The 16681-nt window shown below is 47.0% G+C and carries 7 protein-coding genes; all 7 read right to left on the bottom strand.

The genetic code is table 11. From position 1 onward, the window contains the following. Positions 1 to 194: 194 nt before the first annotated feature. Positions 195 to 2735 carry an ATP-dependent Clp protease ATP-binding subunit gene (locus tag B9A91_RS23720; protein WP_084241558.1) on the bottom strand — a complete coding sequence of 847 codons (2541 nt, stop codon included), beginning with the start codon at positions 2733 to 2735 and terminating at the stop codon, positions 195 to 197. 435 nt (positions 2736 to 3170) lie between these two features. Next, a complete protein-coding gene (locus B9A91_RS23715) occupies positions 3171 to 5915 on the bottom strand; it encodes an MGH1-like glycoside hydrolase domain-containing protein (RefSeq protein ID WP_084241557.1) in 2745 nt (914 codons plus the stop codon). A 14-nt stretch (positions 5916 to 5929) separates the two neighbouring features. Continuing rightward, positions 5930 to 7726 (bottom strand): RagB/SusD family nutrient uptake outer membrane protein, encoded by a 1797-nt coding sequence (locus B9A91_RS23710; protein WP_159451775.1) that lies wholly within the window; start codon positions 7724 to 7726, stop codon positions 5930 to 5932. A gap of 17 nt (positions 7727 to 7743) precedes the next feature. Further along, positions 7744 to 10881, bottom strand: a complete 3138-nt coding sequence (locus B9A91_RS23705) for a SusC/RagA family TonB-linked outer membrane protein (protein WP_084241586.1) — start codon at positions 10879 to 10881, stop codon at positions 7744 to 7746. Positions 10882 to 10898: 17 nt separating this feature from the next. After that, positions 10899 to 12674, bottom strand: coding sequence for a RagB/SusD family nutrient uptake outer membrane protein (locus B9A91_RS23700; protein WP_159451774.1), 1776 nt, complete (start codon positions 12672 to 12674; stop codon positions 10899 to 10901). Positions 12675 to 12685: 11 nt separating this feature from the next. Continuing rightward, positions 12686 to 15496, bottom strand: a complete 2811-nt coding sequence (locus tag B9A91_RS23695) for a SusC/RagA family TonB-linked outer membrane protein (protein ID WP_084241554.1) — start codon at positions 15494 to 15496, stop codon at positions 12686 to 12688. A 15-nt stretch (positions 15497 to 15511) separates the two neighbouring features. Then, positions 15512 to 16663 (bottom strand): hypothetical protein, encoded by a 1152-nt coding sequence (locus B9A91_RS23690; RefSeq protein ID WP_084241553.1) that lies wholly within the window; start codon positions 16661 to 16663, stop codon positions 15512 to 15514. Positions 16664 to 16681 lie beyond the last annotated feature (18 nt).

The following is a 16681-nucleotide window of genomic DNA, read 5'->3' as shown; positions in this document are numbered from 1 at the left end:
ATATTTGGTACAATTGATATTTAACCCTAACCTATTTTCTATCTAAAATAGAGGCATTTATCTGAATAACCAAAATCTATTTGACAAATTGTGTAAAAACAACACTAAGCAATATAAAGTAATAAAAAATTAACGCATAAAAAACCCCGGTCAGCTCTTCGCCAACCAGGGTCTTCTCTCCATCTCTACGCACCTTACTCTATACTACCTTCTTCTTTTTTCTTTTTTTTACCCGGACTTCTGTTCTCTACCACAATCTGTTCGGTTTCCTTATTGTAATCAATTTCCAGAATGTCACCATCATGGATCTCTCCTTTAAGGATTTCCTCAGCAATAGGATCTTCCAGGTATTTTTGAATGGCACGTTTAAGCGGCCTTGCGCCAAAGTTAGAATCGAAGCCTTTATCAGCAATAAACTCTTTGGCTTTATCGGTCAGCTTCACCTCATAACCTAAATTATGTACGCGGCCAAACAACGATTTTAATTCAATATCAATGATTTTGAAGATCTCTTCTTTACCCAATGAGTTAAATACCACTACATCATCCACACGGTTCAGGAACTCAGGCGCAAAAGCACGTTTCAAAGCATTTTCAATTACACCTCTTGAATGTGCATCTGCCTGATTGGTTTTTGCCGAAGTAGAGAAACCTACTCCTTGTCCGAAATCTTTCAGTTGGCGTGCGCCGATATTAGAAGTCATAATGATGATCGTATTTCTAAAATCAACCTTACGGCCCAGACTATCGGTAAGCTGTCCTTCATCAAGCACCTGTAACAAGATATTGAATACATCAGGATGTGCTTTTTCAATCTCATCCAGTAAAATTACCGCATAAGGTTTTCTGCGCACTTTCTCGGTCAGCTGCCCGCCTTCTTCGTAACCCACATATCCCGGAGGCGCACCCACCAAACGTGATACCGCAAATTTCTCCATATACTCACTCATGTCAATCTGGATAAGGGCATCATCACTGTCGAACATAAAACGGGCAAGTTCTTTGGCCAATTCGGTTTTACCTACGCCTGTAGGGCCTAAGAAAATGAAAGAACCTATAGGCTTTTTAGGGTCCTTTAACCCGGCCCTGGTACGCTGTATTGCTTTGGTCAGTTTTTTGATCGCATCATCCTGTCCAATGATCTTGGCAGCAACCGTATCGTACATGTTCAGCAGCTTCGCGCTGTCTGTTTGTCCAACACGTTGTAAAGGAATTCCGGTCATCATCGAAACTACTTCTGCAACGTTGTCTTCCGTAACGGTATAACGTTTTGTTTTGGTTTCTGCTTCCCATTCGGCCTTGGCACGGTCCAACTCTTCTAAAAGGTTCTTTTCAGTATCCCTTAGTTTCGCAGCCTCTTCGTATTTCTGGCTTTTTACAACTTTATTTTTTTCGATTTTGATTTCCTCAATCTTGTTTTCTATACCAATGATGTTTTCGGGAACATGGATATTAGTTAAATGCACCCTAGATCCTGCCTCATCCAAAGCATCAATTGCTTTGTCTGGTAAGAACCTGTCTGTAATGTACCTAGAAGTTAAGGCAACACAGGCATTGATGGCCTCGTCGGTATAGGTTACCCCATGATGATCTTCGTATTTTTCTTTGATGCGGTTCAGGATCTCAATGGTTTCATCAGGCGAAGCCGGCTCAATCATTACCTTCTGGAAACGACGGTCTAAAGCACCATCTTTTTCAATATACTGACGGTATTCATCTAGTGTGGTAGCCCCGATGCATTGTATTTCGCCCCTGGCCAATGCTGGCTTGAACATGTTCGACGCATCCAATGAGCCTGAAGCTCCACCAGCACCTACAATTGTGTGAATCTCGTCAATAAACAGGATCACGTCCGTAGATTTCTCCAGCTCGTTCATTACCGCTTTCATACGCTCTTCAAACTGCCCACGATATTTGGTACCGGCAACAAGTGATGCCAGGTCCAAAGTAACCACGCGTTTATTGAACAGCACCCTCGATACCTTACGCTGTACAATACGCAATGCCAGTCCTTCCGCAATAGCAGATTTACCCACACCAGGTTCACCAATTAAGATCGGATTGTTCTTTTTACGGCGCGACAGGATTTGAGATACACGCTCAATTTCTTTTTCACGACCTACAATAGGGTCTAAACGTCCTTCTTCGGCAGCCTTGGTCAGATCTCTTCCAAAATTATCCAGGACCGGGGTTTTAGATTTGATGTCAGATACCTTTTTAGGGCTGCTGAATGACTCTTCTTCGCGATAGTCATCATCTCCACCTGTTGATGCACTGTTTTGCGTTTCGTCTCTGAATCCGTTTTTATTCACCTCGACCTCCTGTTTAAATATCTCGTAATTGATGTTAAACTGTAATAAGATCTGCGAAGCAATGTTATCATCATCGCGAAGGATAGAAAGCAACAGGTGCTCTGTACCTATCAAATCGCTTTTGAAGATCTTTGCTTCAAGATAAGTGATCTTTAAAACCTTTTCTGCTTGTTTGGTTAAAGGGATATTCCCCAGATTAACCGTTACACTGGACGTACCTCTAACTGAATCCTCTATTGAACGACGAAGTTTTGAAGTATCAACACCTAGTGATTTTAATATCTTAATGGCCATACCATCGCCTTCGCGAATAAGGCCTAACAAAAGATGTTCTGCGCCTATGTAATCGTGACCTAATCTCAGGGCTTCTTCCCTGCTAAAAGAAATCACATCTTTTACTTGTGGAGAAAATTTAGCTTCCATATATACCTTTCTAAATCAGGAATGCTCTAAACTATAAAATTTGTTTTATAAATGAGCACCTGCATTTTTATTATTTTATCAACAATTACGCCATAGCGGTGGAAATAGATGTTGTAACTGCCATTATTTCATAAAACTTACTATGTTTTGACTTAAAACATGCCCCTGCGTTTAAGGGTACTACAATTTAAGCAAGCCTGCATACATCATTGAAAAGGTTTATGACATTCAGTAAACACAAGCTGATCTAAACTGTGGCAATTCGTCCCCCCTCCGGCATCCTGCCAAAACTGGCTTCCCCTGCTTTATTTCCTAGCAAAATGACAGGCATACTGTTAATTGTACTAACGTATTGGCACAAAATTTAGTTTTCCGCATAACGTAATATATTCGTTATCCGACATAATAACGGTTATAAAAGGTATATATGGCTTCTTATCTCCTCATAGGCTGAATGATTAGTGATACATCTTTATTGCTTGCAGGTAGGCTGATCTGGAGCAGGCCGGCATACGGCACATTAGCTTGCACGGCTTTACCATTTACCAATACCTCGTAATCAAATGCCGGGTTCATGCATACCATTAAGCTCCTGGCATGGGCAACAGTGGCCTGGTCAAAAGAAAGGTTCGCTTTGTAGGCAGAATGCCTAACATTGAATTCCTGGTCCTTGATCCAGATTTCAAAGCCCGTAGTTACAGTACCCGGCTTAAAGTAAGCCGAAAACCACGAGAGTACAGGAGCTGAAAGCCCGCCAAACTGGTGCCAGCCCGCGCCCCGCCCTGTTTTGGCAGAGAAATATTCAAATGTCGCATAGGAATTATCGACCTCTTTTTTAAACACATCCAAACCTTTAAATGCAATCTTTTGCGCCAGGTCAAAGCGGCCAAGGTCAAGCATGGCCTTCCACGTAAACCATTGGTGCGGCATCCAGACAGAGCCGTTCCAATAACCTACCGGCTTAAAATACGGGGCAGACTGGTCAACCACACATATACCAGAGGGCGTCCACATGTGTTTTTCTGAAAAGATCTTTTCAAGCAACCTGGCTTCCTGTGCAGGTGTGCAAATACCGGCAAATAGCGGGTAGGCACCATCCAATCCCATATTATGATCTTCCCCGCTCAGCGGATCCTTAAAATGTCCCGTAGGATTTCCTTGTTCATCATGCAGCACATAACTAAAATACCCCGAGTTTTCATTCCATGAATGTTGCTGCAAAGCTACTGCAAACTGTTTAATGTCTGCATCGTAAGCTGCCAGGTCTTTGTCTTTCTTTAAGGCAATGGCCGCCATTCTCAGCATTTTTGCAATCCGGATGCTGTAAGCATTGTTCACCGCAGCAGCTACTTTTTTAGTGCCCTTTTGCTCGTGAACAGTTACCTGTGCCGGGTAGTCGTCCCAGCCGCCAGAATTGTAAAAATAATCCCAGGATGTCAGCATATTAGATTTCAATGCCCTAGTGGTCGAACTGCCGTAGCGCCCGGCCATAAATTCGTAGTAACGCTTAAGGCGGGGGTAGAAATAAGCAAGCGCCTCGCGCGATTGTGTTTTGTTCCAAAGATCAAAAAAAGCATAGATCTGCACCGGATAGGGCGTACCATGCTGGATGAATGCATTCTGGTTATCTTCTCCGGTGGTATATACATTGATACACTCAGCTGCCAGTTTTGCACTGATCTCATTTAGGCCCACTGCAATAAAACCAGAATCCCAGGTATATAGGGAGTTGTACCATTTTCCCGGGGTAAAATGACGGATGTAACTGTTCTGGGTGTATACCGGGTACATGATATTGGTCATGAGGGTTGCTTTGAGTATCTGCTGACTAAAGGCATATTTCTCCCCACCGGGCAGCAATTCCGGACTAAGCGGTCCAGCTTTTGCCGCTATCGTCTTTTGCTTCAGTTCATGTAACCGGCCCAGCCCCTTTTTAACCTGTTCATAATCCCCTTTACACAATAAAGCGTATATGGTTTTCTCTTCATGGGCATCCAGTTCCACAGGTCGGATGTAAACATTCGCGAAATTTCCCTTATTGTTCCCCACAAATGTTTGATGCGTCTGGTTGTTTACATGGCGCCTGAAAAAGTAATCCAGCTCATCGTTTTTAAATTCCCTTATCCTGGCGTTGTTGTCGTCCCAGGCTATTCCATAGTAATTGGCGATCTCCTTATATTTCAGCACCAGGGTTTTCGAGTCCATATCTTCCTTTACCTCCGGAGTAAACTGCTTCTCCAATGCCACTATTTCGGGTAGCGGTTCCGCTGAAGGCACCAGGGCAAAGCCGTTAAACTCAACCACATCCCCAGCCTCAGATGTTATCCAAAACGCCTGTAAACCTGCTTTATCAGCACGATAAGCAATGCTTACCTGTTCCAGGTTACCTGTACCCTTTAACCTGATGCTTTCCTCTGCCAAGCCACCTGTACGAAAAACCTGGCTTGTACCTTTTTTCATACGGTAAAAAAGGATCAGTTTACCTTCCAGCTGCCTGTCAGTTAATGGGATCTGATAATTTACCCTGTTCCCATTGGTACTGCTAAATGCAGCACCCATGCCCCGCCCATCTATAAATGCTTCATTTCTCACTTCAGCGGCCAGCCATCCATCATAAACCAGGTTGTCGCGCGGGCCCGGTTTGGCAAACTTAAGCGATTGGTATTCCAGGGCATTTATCCAGAATGAACCCTTTCCCAAATGAAGGCCATACAGCGGATAGTTTTCCGGATAGTCCAGGTAAGCCATCAGGTTAACATCCATATTCTGCGGCAAGGCCGTATTGTTCACGCATCGCACAGCCACCAGTACAGATGAAGAATCAACTACTTCGTAAGTTACATCGGCATAAGCCTCATCTTTCCAAAGCAGTTCATGCCTGAAGGTATATTTTGTAAGGTCGTCATTCGATTTCCAGGGGAAATAATCCGACTGCAGCAAAACATGCGGAACAGAGGGCTTATAGCGGTACAAACCCGGAAAAACCGAAAAATCAAACCGGATCCCCGACTTAAATTCCGGAATATGTGAAATTCCGGCATAGCGCTTGGAGTAAGGACCCCATGCCGACAGCAACATGTCATGTGTGTTGTTCAGGGCTGCGAAATCGGCTGTCTTCTTTTGCTGCGCAAAAAGTAATCCCGGCAGGCATAGGACAATAATCTTAAATAGTACTTTCATCGTTACGTTATCATTTACCAATCTGGATTTTGAACCAATTTGGGATTTGCCTGTATCTCTACCTGTGGTATTGGCATCCGGTACATCTTAGGATCGAAGTACCTGTTGTCTATCGTCTTGATCTGGTACTGTACCGTGGTTGGTGAAACCCATACAGGAATCTGTGCCTTGATGTCAAGATCGGGTGTCAGCTTCCAGCGGCGCAAGTCCCAGAACCAGTGTTCCTCAAAACAGAACTCCACCCTGCGTTCGTGCCTTAGTTTCCGGCGGAACTCATCTTTGCCAAGCCCCGAAGCAACGGGGGGCATTCCGCCACTCAGTCCCATATACTCGGGCTTACCAGCAGGGTATTTTGCCCTGGTGCGTACTTCGTTCAGCGCATCCAGTGCAGTCCGCGTTAAACCCGGCCCGGTCCCTTCAGGTCCGTAAACTTCATTCATGGCCTCAGCGTAATTCAGCAATACCTCCGCATACCGCAGGTAAGGATAATTCTGATTGGTACGGGTACCGGCCGAAGGGCTGCGCGCGTTCCAGGTTACGTTCAGGGTAAGATCGCAAAACTTCACGTTAAATACATAGGTATTGTAGATGCTGGGCAGCATATTATGGGCGGGCGTTTTTGCCACTCCGGCGGCTACATCACCAAATTCAGCCGCTTTGCCCAGTATCTGTGCGCCGTTGTAAATACAATCACGGTAAAACCGCGGGTCCCTGTTTTTATAGGGATCCTGTAAATTATGCCCCGAAGCCGGATCATCAACAGAATAAGCCACGCCATTTTTCAGCACCTCATATTCCTTGACCATGTTATAGGTTACCTGGTTAGCGCCACCTAATGCATAGGCCCCGGTACCATTATACAAACGGTAAGGCACATTGGTAGCACTGAAATAAGCCATCGGCTCCTGCATACGGGCATATATGATTTCAGAATTGGTGCGTGTATTAAACAATGTGGCAATATCCTGGTGCAACTGATAAGCATTTAAATTCATTACGGCCTGGGCAGCCTGGGCAGCTTTAAGCCATTTTCCGGCATCATACTTTCCACCAAAAGGAGAATCGGCCGGACTGCTGCTGTCATTCCAAAGTGGACTTGCTGCATACAGCAGCATTCTTGCCTTCAATGCCAGGGCTGCGCCCCTGGTAGCCCTTCCCAATTCATTGTCGGTATAAACAGGTGGCAGATCCACCGCGGCCTCATCACATAACTGTACAACATAGCTTATCGTTTCGTCAAAAGAGCTTCGCGCCACAGCAACATCATCCAGGGGGTCTACTACCTTTTTCACCAATGGCAATCCTCCAAATTCTTTGGCCAGTTCGGCATAGTTAAATGCCAGAAGCCATTTTGCTTCCGCCTTACGGATTTTTCGGGTGGTCTCATCATAGTTAAACTGAGGGTCTAGCGGCACCTCGTCAATATGCGCCAGAAAAAGGTAACAGGCACGGATGGCCACATAACCGTCCCTCCAATCACTGTAAGAAAACAGCCCGGTACTACTTGGCGTCAGCGAACCTGCATTGTAATCACGTACGGGCAGGTTTCCCTGAATATTACTGGAACCATTTTCCGTCCCCACATCGAGCAGGTAATTGTGCCTCCAGCGCGAGCCGGCAAAATCTGTTCTTGGCAGCACAGGGAGTATCTGCCTGTAAATGTCCATTAAAAACTTATCGCTGTTGGTGGCATTGCCAAACACATCACTTATTCCTCTGCTGGCAGTTGGGTCCAGCAAGTCGGCCCCGTCTTTAGTGCAGGATAAACATGCGGTCATTACCAAAGTCACAACTAAAAATATCTTTCTCATAATCTTCATTCTGATACCTAAAAAGTAATGTTAAGCCCGAAAGCATAGAATTTATTTTGTGGGGAGTACACTCCTGTTGATGCGCCGTTTGTCCCTGGGGCATCCGGATTGCTCGAACCAATGTATTCCGGATCAATATGATACTTTTTCATTCCCGAGAAGGTAAGCAAATTAGAACCGCTTACAAAAAGCCTCAGCGCCGATACCCGGAGTTTTTGGATAATGGTTTTAGGGAAATCATAGCCCAGCTCAACGGCCCTCAGCCTCAGATATGCTGCATTCAGTTTATGAAAGGTAGAAGCCAGCCTGGTCTGCGGAGCCCCCCCAATCATCAGCACCGGATACTTGGCCGTTGCACGGGTATCCAGCCCACGTTCCGGATCATATACCCAGCGGTCCTCCATCTGAAAAGGCTGAACATTATTTGCAAATTCATACCGGATGGCGCCTGATGGCCGATAAGCAACATTTGAGGCCCCATACCAGTTGGTTGAAAGGTAAAAGCCCTTATAATCTGCACCCAGTGTAAAGCCAAAGGTTATTTCAGGCGTTTCTGTAAAACCCTGGTAAGCCATATCGTCACTGTTGATTACCTTATCGCCGTTCAGATCGGCAAACATGAGTTCCCCCGCACGCACACCCGAAGGTTTGGCCACCTCAGGGTTCAGCAGGTCCTCCTCAGTGTAAAATTTACCTGTCCAGGTATACAGACTTTCCGTTCCAATGGGATGTCCCGTCGCATATTGCCAGTCGTATTTCTGCTTGGCTTCACCTTTGAAAATCACTTTGTTCCTCACAAAGGTATAATTGCCCCCAATGTTATAGCCCAAACCTCCTATCCGGTCGGCGTAATTTAGTGATAATTCCAGGCCTTTATTGTCTACCTTACCAATATTCAGCGCCGGAAGTTTGGCCGTAGTTAACCCTGTATAGATTGGAAAGTCGGCCCGCTGGGCAAGGATGTCGTTCCTTTTCTCATAAAACACATCCCCAGTAAAACTCAGGCGGTTGTTAAACAGCTTTATTTCCAGGCCAAAATCAAGTTTTCGTGCCGTTTCCCAGGTTACCAGATCGTTCCCCAGCGTCCCTTCTACCAAACCAATTTGCGGGGTACCTGCACCCGTTCCCAGGTTGTAATAACCATTGAGCGTATTGTCTGTTGCAGGGGCTGATGGGGCTGCAAAATTGTACTGGTAAAAGTAGAGCAAACCGCCGCTCAGCCTGTCGTTCCCTACTTCACCATAGGAAGCCCTCAATTTCATGAAATTAATAAACTTCAGGTTCTTTTTCATAAAGCTTTCTTCCGAAAGTACCCAGCCCAGTGCACCTGCCGGAAAAAAAGCATAGCGGCGGCCTTTCTTAAAAGCATCAGATCCATTGTAGCCAAGATTGGCCTCGGCAAGGTATTTATCTTTATAGGCATAAGTCATACGGCCTGCCACGCCCTGAAAATAACGGGGCAGGGCGGCCTGCGCCTCGTTTGTCGACTGTGTCAAAACTGCCATCGCGGTCAGGTGGTGGGCATCGGCAATCGTTTTATCATAATTCAGTGCTGCCTCTACCTGCTGCGTCCGTCCAAAATCCTGAAATTGCCCGCCTACCGCACTATACCAGGGCAATACTTCTGCCCTTTCAAGTGTATAAATGCCCGTTGAAGGCGCATAACTAAATATAGCGGGGTTTCGGTTCAGCTGCCTGGTTGACCCATTGCCAAAAGTCATCCCATATAAAGCACGAAACCATAGACCTGGGGTAATGAAATCCAGTTTCTGGTTTAAAGTAAAATTCGACTCTATGGTATTGGATAAGCGCCTGATAAAGCCACCGTCATACAGATCAGACAGCGCATTCCAGCCAGAAATTGCACCCGCACCTGCAGCATAAGAACCATCCGGGTTATACAGCTGCCCCTCATTGGGCCTTCTTGTTACGATGTCGTACCAGGCCACACCGTTCACCCGTTGCCCGCTGCTCTCAGCTTTAATAGGTGTGTTCAGGTCATTCAGCCTTCCGTTCAGCTTCACGCTAAGTTCCGTACTCTTGGTAATGGAAAAATCCAGATTCGACCGGAGGTTATAGCGTCGGTAGTTATAGTCGGTATTGTTTTCCTTACGGCCTACAAAAATGCCGCCCGACTGGTTATATTCCCCGCCAACATAATACCTTATCCGTTCCGTTCCACCAGAAATATTGGCCACATGCTGCTGCTCCATAAAATGATCGTTCTTTAACACATCGGCCCAGTTTACATCCGAATGCCCGATAGGGTCCTTTCCGTTACGGTAAAGCTCCAGGTCTTCAGCCGTATATAAGGTAGCAAGATTTGCATTTTTCAGTGCTTCATTGTAAAGCGTAGCATAATCGTAAGAACCCAGAAACTTCGGAAAGTCCATTGGCTGCATTCTCCTGAACTGGCTGGTTACGCTTACTCTTGGCTTACCGGCCTCTCCTTTTCTGGTCGTGATCAGGATAACCCCATTGGCCCCCCTTACCCCATATATTGCTGTAGCAGAAGCGTCTTTTAAAATGGTAAACTGTTCAATATCCTCCGGATTGATCCTCGAAAGGGAACCTTCCACCCCATCAATCAATACCAAAGCGCCCTGGGCATTCAGCGTAGACTTTCCACGGATAAAGATCTGTGCGTCATCAATGCCGCCGTTGGAGTACCTGTTTTGTACCCCACCTACGGCACCATCCCCCATCCGGGTGATCAGTCCGGGTACACTCCCTCCTAAAGCATTGCTCAGGTTGGAAGGCGCGGCCCTACGCAGTTCCTTTACATTGACATTGGAAATTGCCCCAACCACACTCGCTTTCTTTTGCGTACCATAGCCTACAACCACCACCTCATCCATCGACTTTGCATCATCGGCAAGACTTACATTGATTACAGAGCGGCCGTTAAGTTGTACTTTTTTGGGCGTGTAGCCCACCGAAGAAAAGACCAGCACCGCATTGGCATTGGGCACGTTAATGGTATACTGCCCTGAACCATCTGATGTTGTTCCCAGCCTGGTTCCTTCAACGGTAACATTTATTCCGGGTAGTCCGGCCCCCTGGCTATCCGTAACCTTACCCTTAACGCTCAGCTGCTGCGCCATGGCATCCAAAAAAATGATGCTGAACATCAATAATATAAATAATTTCTTCATAATTCCTTTGTTTAGATTTACCAACCCGTGTTTTGCACCAATCCCGGGTTCCTGCTAAGTTCCTCCTGAGGGAAGGGATAATAATACATTTTGGCCGTAAACACCCTCGGTTCTACCACCTCCGGCGTATAGCTGTATGTAGTAGCGCCCGTTTTCAGGATCTTCAGGCCCGATACGGGCTGATTGAGCACCGACTCTGCTATTTTCCACCTTCTCAGGTCCATATGGCGGTGTTCTTCAAAAGCCAGCTCAATACGCCTTTCGTGGCGGATGGCTGTCCGCATTAGGGCCTGTGTAGTGGCCAGCGGTACCGTAAGGTTACCCGTTAAACCTGCACGGGTGCGGATCAGCGCAATGGCCTGCCTTGCCGTTAGCCCATACGTAGCTGCATTGTCCGGACCATAAGCTTCATTCATGGCCTCTGCATAATTCAGCAACACCTCAGCATACCGGAACAAAGGAAAACAATGATTCGTATTGCCTGTAGGTGCAACCCAGCGTGCATTTACATTCAGGAATTTCCGCAGGTAAAAACCGGTACGGGTTGGGTTGCTGCCCACCTTATCTTTCCCGCCTTCAAATGTCTCTACCAGGGCCGATGTGCCGCTGTTCATCCAGGTAGCACCATTAAAAAGAATACTTTTGCCAAAACGCGGGTCTCTGTTGGCAAAAGGGTTTGCCGCATGCGTAGGATTGTTCCAGTCAAACGGCAGCCCGGTAATCATTTCATAATCATTCACCAGGTCCAGTGTGGGGGAGGTACCTCCCAGCCCGCCGCTTATGCTGGGCAGTCCGTTCAAACGTTCAATATTGCTGTTTGCCGGTTCCATTTTCGAGAAAATGATTTCGTTGTTCCCTGCAATTGTGGTAAAAAAAGCTTCGTAACCAGCGCCAGACGTGCCTGCCGGATATAAGCTGTACACATTGGCCGCTCCATTTTTAAGGTTAATTACTGCAGCTGCAGCCTGGGCCGCGGCTTCCCATTTCGTTACATCGCCGGCAGTGTTGTTTAGCGGACTGGCGGCATACAGCAGTAAACGTGCTTTCAGGGCCAGTGCAGCGCCACGTGTTGCCCGGCCAAAGTCCGACGTTGAAGTCGGATATACCAGGGGCAGTAAAGGTGCAGCTTCGTCACAGAGCTCAGTTATATACTTTACACAGTCTGCATACGAACTCTTAGGGATGTTCATGTCATCGCCGGCACTCAGCTGTTTCTTCACTATGGGGTATCCCCCAAAACGCTTCAATAGTTCAAAATTGAACAGTGCCCTTAAAAATATAACCTGCCCGTGATACTGATCGCGCTCAGCAGCCTTCAGCTCATTGGCACCATCTCCAACAATCAGGTTAGGCCCTATATCTTCTGTATAATTAAAGGTACGCCTAATGCCGGCGTACATGGTCCGGTACGGACTATCCCATAAATTTGCAGCCGAAGAATTCCATTGCCCCGCGCCCCAGCGCTCGGCCGCCGAATTGCGCGTGGCATGTACCGCTTCATCAGTGGCAGATGCCACCATCGCTGTAAGTGCACCTGCAGTAGGCACACCAGGTGTAGCGCCGGCAGCACCGCTGATCTCGTCGTTACTGCCAGGGCTTACATCCATACGGTTATAGCCCCGGGGCACAAAAGTATACAGGTTATTGATAAACTGTAATACCGTTACCTTATTGCCATAAATTGAACTTGCCTGCGGAAAATTAGCCGGTACGGCATTGATGTTCTCTTCAGAACAGGATTGAACCGTCAGTACCATTGCAAGGCATATCCTATAAAATATTGTCTTTTTCATCTCCGTCGCCATTAAAATTTAACATTAAGCCCTACACTAAAAGAGCGCTGAAGCGGATAACTTAGGCCATTATCCTGGGCCTCCGGATCCTTCTGCTTTACCTTATCCCACAAAAACACATTGTTGCCATTTACAAAGAGGCGTGCGGTTGATATGCCTATCTTATTCACCAGCCCTGCAGGCAGCATATAGCCCAGTTCAACATACTTGAGCCTTAAAAAAGAATTGTCCCTCAACCAGTAAGAGTTCTGTACAAAGTTGTTGGTATTGCTTAAGGTCAGGCGCGGATAAGCGGCCGATTGCCCTGAACCAGGAGTCCAGCGCTGCAGGTGGTGCTCCAATACATTGCCCCTCCCACTATTGGTAAACTCGTTATAGGTCGCACCAGAATTATAAGTGGTACCCCTGGCCGTCCCCTGAAAAAAAACATTCAGGTCCAGCCATTTATATTTCAAACCCAGATTGGCCCCATAAACCACTTCAGGAATTTTGGCATAGCCTATGGCTGTGATGTCATTGTTGTCTATCACATTATCGCCGTTTAAGTCTTTGTACTTCAAATCTCCGGGGCGTTGTGTACCTAAAGACGATTGGTTGGGCAAAGTGGTGAAGTTGTCATTTTCTGTAAAAAAACGATCAAAAACATAGCCCATCCTTGTCCCTCTCGGGTTGCCGGTCTCGTACATCCAGGAATAATTCCTGAACTGCTCCGCTTTTTCTGTGACCTTATTTTTTGCGGATGAATAGGTGGCGGTTATGGAATATTGAAGTTCACCCGCTTTATCTGCCCACCCGGCCCCGATTTCAAACCCTTTGTTACTAAAAGTACCTATAGGGGCAACAATTGGCGCCCCATACATCGCACTGATGGCGTTAGAGACCAGGATGTCATCTGTTTTCTCATTGAAATAATCGACTGAAGCATTAAGCCTGCCGTTAAACAGGCTAAAATCCAGCCCGGCATTTGATTTGAGGCTTTTTTCCCAGGTAATGAACGGATTGCCGATTTGGCTCTGGTATACGCCCTGTGTATTGGCAGGCACGGTACCAAAGGCTGCACCCCCAACTCCGGCTGCACCCTGAGCATAGGCATTGAGGTAGTCGAAATATACACCGTTTGCCAGTGAACCTGTCCGGCCGTAGGAACCCCTGATCTTTAAAAAGCTGATGAAGCTGTCCTTCATGAAAGCCTCATCTGAAAGGATCCACCCGGCCGATACCGCAGGAAAAAATCCATAGCGGTTGCCCTTAGGGTATTGTTCACTTCCCTGCAGCGCGGCCACCAGTTCCAGCAGGTACCTATTTTTAAAGCGATAGGAAATCCTGCCTTTAGGCCCCTGGAAATTTCTGGTCAGCTCTGTCGAATTTCCATTGTCCAGCTGCTGCCTTTCATACATCAGCATTGCAGCAATACTGTGCCCGCCAAAAACAGCATCATAGTCGAGCGCAGCCGAATGGTCAAAAATCCGCTGCCTGGCCGTATAGCCTCCAGACCCCGTTCCCTGTGTTCCATCCGTTCCAAGCCTGGTGTAGGTAGCCGGACTGCTCCCGGCATTTAAGGAGTATACCGCAAAGGTTTTACTCCGGCTAAACTGAAGTTCGGCATAGCTGGTAAAACCCAGGTTGGCCCTCAACTTTAAGCCTTTCAGCAAACTGTTGAAATCGTAAGTCAGTTCAGAGAAAGTAGACAAAGACGTAATGATGTAATTGGAATAGCCACTGTAATTGAGCATACCATAAGGGTTATTGGTATACGTCAGGTTACCCCCCAGCGATCCATCCGCATTTTTTAAGGGATAGGCGTTGGCAGGGGTGCTGTATAAAGCACCAAAAATCGTTTCATCATAACTTTCGCTATAGGCGCCCGGCGCATTTCTTTTTTCCCTTTTTGACCTCACATCTGTAAACAGGCTCAGGTTTTTTGTGATGTCCAGATCTATGTTTGCCCTTACATTCAATACGTTCAGGTTGGAGTTGGTGTTATAGGTATTGATATTTTTATCCGTATTAAAAATGCCATTGTCATTTAAATAGCTGGCCGAAAAGTAGTATTTGGCCTGCTCCGTTCCCCCCGTAATGTTCAGGTTGTTCCTGGTTTGCAGCGAGAATTTTTTCAGCAGCGTTCCGGTCCAGTCTACGTCCGGATACAGAAAAGGATCGCTACCACTGCGGAAGCCCTCCAATGCAGCAGCGTTGTATTTTGGTGTAGCCGCCGGATTATCGTTCAGCTGGGCCTCATTGTACAGCACTGCGTAATTGTAGGCATCCAGAAATTTGGGCGCCCGTGTAGGCTGCTGAAAAGAAGATTCTACATTGTAGCTTACCCTGATCTTTCCGGGCTGCCCGCGCCTGGTGGTGATGAGCAGCACACCATTGGAAGAATTCAATCCCGATAAAACCGCCGCCGCCGCATCCTTTAAAACAGTTACACTTTCAATATCATTTGGCTCAAGCATGCTCACATCATCCATCCTGCCATTGATCAGTATCAAGGGCCTGCCGGTCCCGTTAAAAGAGTGAAAGCCCCTGATCTGGTAGGCATTTTCTTCGGTGCCCGGCAAGCCATCAAGCTGGCTTACAAAAAAACCAGTTGTGCGTCCGGAAAATGAATTTAACCTGTTGGTACCTGGCACGTTGCTTACATCGGCACCTTTTAATTCGGAAACTGCGCCCGTAATGTATTTCTTGTGCTGACTGCCGTACAATAATGGCACGGGCTTGTCCAGGCTATCGGCCTTCTTTTCCTGCGCCTGGGCCTGATAACAGGAGAACAGCAGGAGACCTGCAGCTGCAATGCTGAGTTGTGTATTTTTTTTTATCATATAAATGACGTTTGATTAAGATCCCGGAATAGTTGTAAAGTCAAACAATTGTATTTGAAACCTTGGATAGCCGCCGCTTTGCGGTCCTGTAGCAGGTGGATTTTGCGACTCCATGCCCACCACGCCACGCATGTCACCATTGTCATCAATGATCTGCATCAAGGCCGAGGGATGCATATTGCCGTTATATCCAGGCCAATGGTTTGCAGTTGTTCCATTCTGCGACAAACAAGCGCAGAAATTTATCCAGGCCATCTGCCGGCCATTGTTATTGCTCGACATATGGTAAATGATACCTTCCCGTGCTGTGGCACAGGCCCCGGTACAGGCCGTACTTGGCTTCCAGGCATGCTTTGTATTTTTCGGATTTGGATTGGAGGGCGTCGTAAAATCTGTCAGCCCCCAGGCCGCACCACTCCATGCATTTGCGGTTGCAGGCGTAATGGTAGTAACTGCCGGAGGCCCGTCATTGTAGGAAACCATTACCCTCCTACCGGTTGTACTGGTAACAGCCAGTGTGGGCACATCACTTATGGTCTTAAAGGTACTCCATGCCGCATTGCTCCCGTAGCCTCGACCATGGGTTACATTATAGCTGGAAGAGGTCGGCACAAACTTAACCCTGGCCAGTCCGGGCTCAGGAAGACTTACATCCCAGCTTTCCGAATGGCCTGCCCCCGCACCGGATGTCCAGCTGATCACCAGCCTTCCCGTTGCGGTATCATAGGTATAATCACCGGCCCAGTTGGCGTAAATTCCGGCCGGAACCATCCATCCATAAGGCGTATAATTGTTTACTGTTTTGGTTACCCCATCAAAAGTGCAGGTATGTGTGCCCAGCACCTGAACATCGTGCTTATCATTATAAGACCAGGACCAAAAGGTTGCGGCCACAGTGCCATTGGTTTCATTAAATGTCCAGTTACCCAGTCTTACCCAGGGCGTAGTATCCATATTGCCCAGGGTTACCGAAAAATTCTTTTTGCCCTGTGGCAGGGGCTGGGCAGCAGCAACTGTACCTACCGAAGCCAGATGCCGGCTGCTATCCTTACTTTCAAGGGTATCTTCTGCAGCCTGGTCTTTGCTGCAGGATGGAAACGAAAACTGGGCAACGAATAAAATCGTCATATACGCCCAGGCGCGGAGGTTAATGTTTTGCTTTTTCATCGTGGTGGTTATTTATGT

This window comes from Pedobacter africanus, assembly GCF_900176535.1.
Classification (GTDB): Bacteria; Bacteroidota; Bacteroidia; order Sphingobacteriales; family Sphingobacteriaceae; genus Pedobacter; species Pedobacter africanus.
The sequence above is the reverse complement of the archived record's forward strand: the minus strand, read 5'-3'. Positions and strand labels throughout refer to the sequence as shown.

Bases quoted from the DNA above. Each gene is read 5' to 3' on its own strand.
- B9A91_RS23710 (WP_159451775.1), bottom strand. From the start codon at position 7,726: ATGAGAAAGATATTTTTAGTTGTGACTTTGGTAATGACCGCATGTTTA.
- B9A91_RS23705 (WP_084241586.1), bottom strand. From the start codon at position 10,881: ATGAAGAAATTATTTATATTATTGATGTTCAGCATCATTTTTTTGGAT.
- B9A91_RS23720 (WP_084241558.1), bottom strand. From the start codon at position 2,735: ATGGAAGCTAAATTTTCTCCACAAGTAAAAGATGTGATTTCTTTTAGC.
- B9A91_RS23715 (WP_084241557.1), bottom strand. From the start codon at position 5,915: ATGAAAGTACTATTTAAGATTATTGTCCTATGCCTGCCGGGATTACTT.
- B9A91_RS23690 (WP_084241553.1), bottom strand. From the start codon at position 16,663: ATGAAAAAGCAAAACATTAACCTCCGCGCCTGGGCGTATATGACGATT.
- B9A91_RS23700 (WP_159451774.1), bottom strand. From the start codon at position 12,674: ATGAAAAAGACAATATTTTATAGGATATGCCTTGCAATGGTACTGACG.
- B9A91_RS23695 (WP_084241554.1), bottom strand. From the start codon at position 15,496: ATGATAAAAAAAAATACACAACTCAGCATTGCAGCTGCAGGTCTCCTG.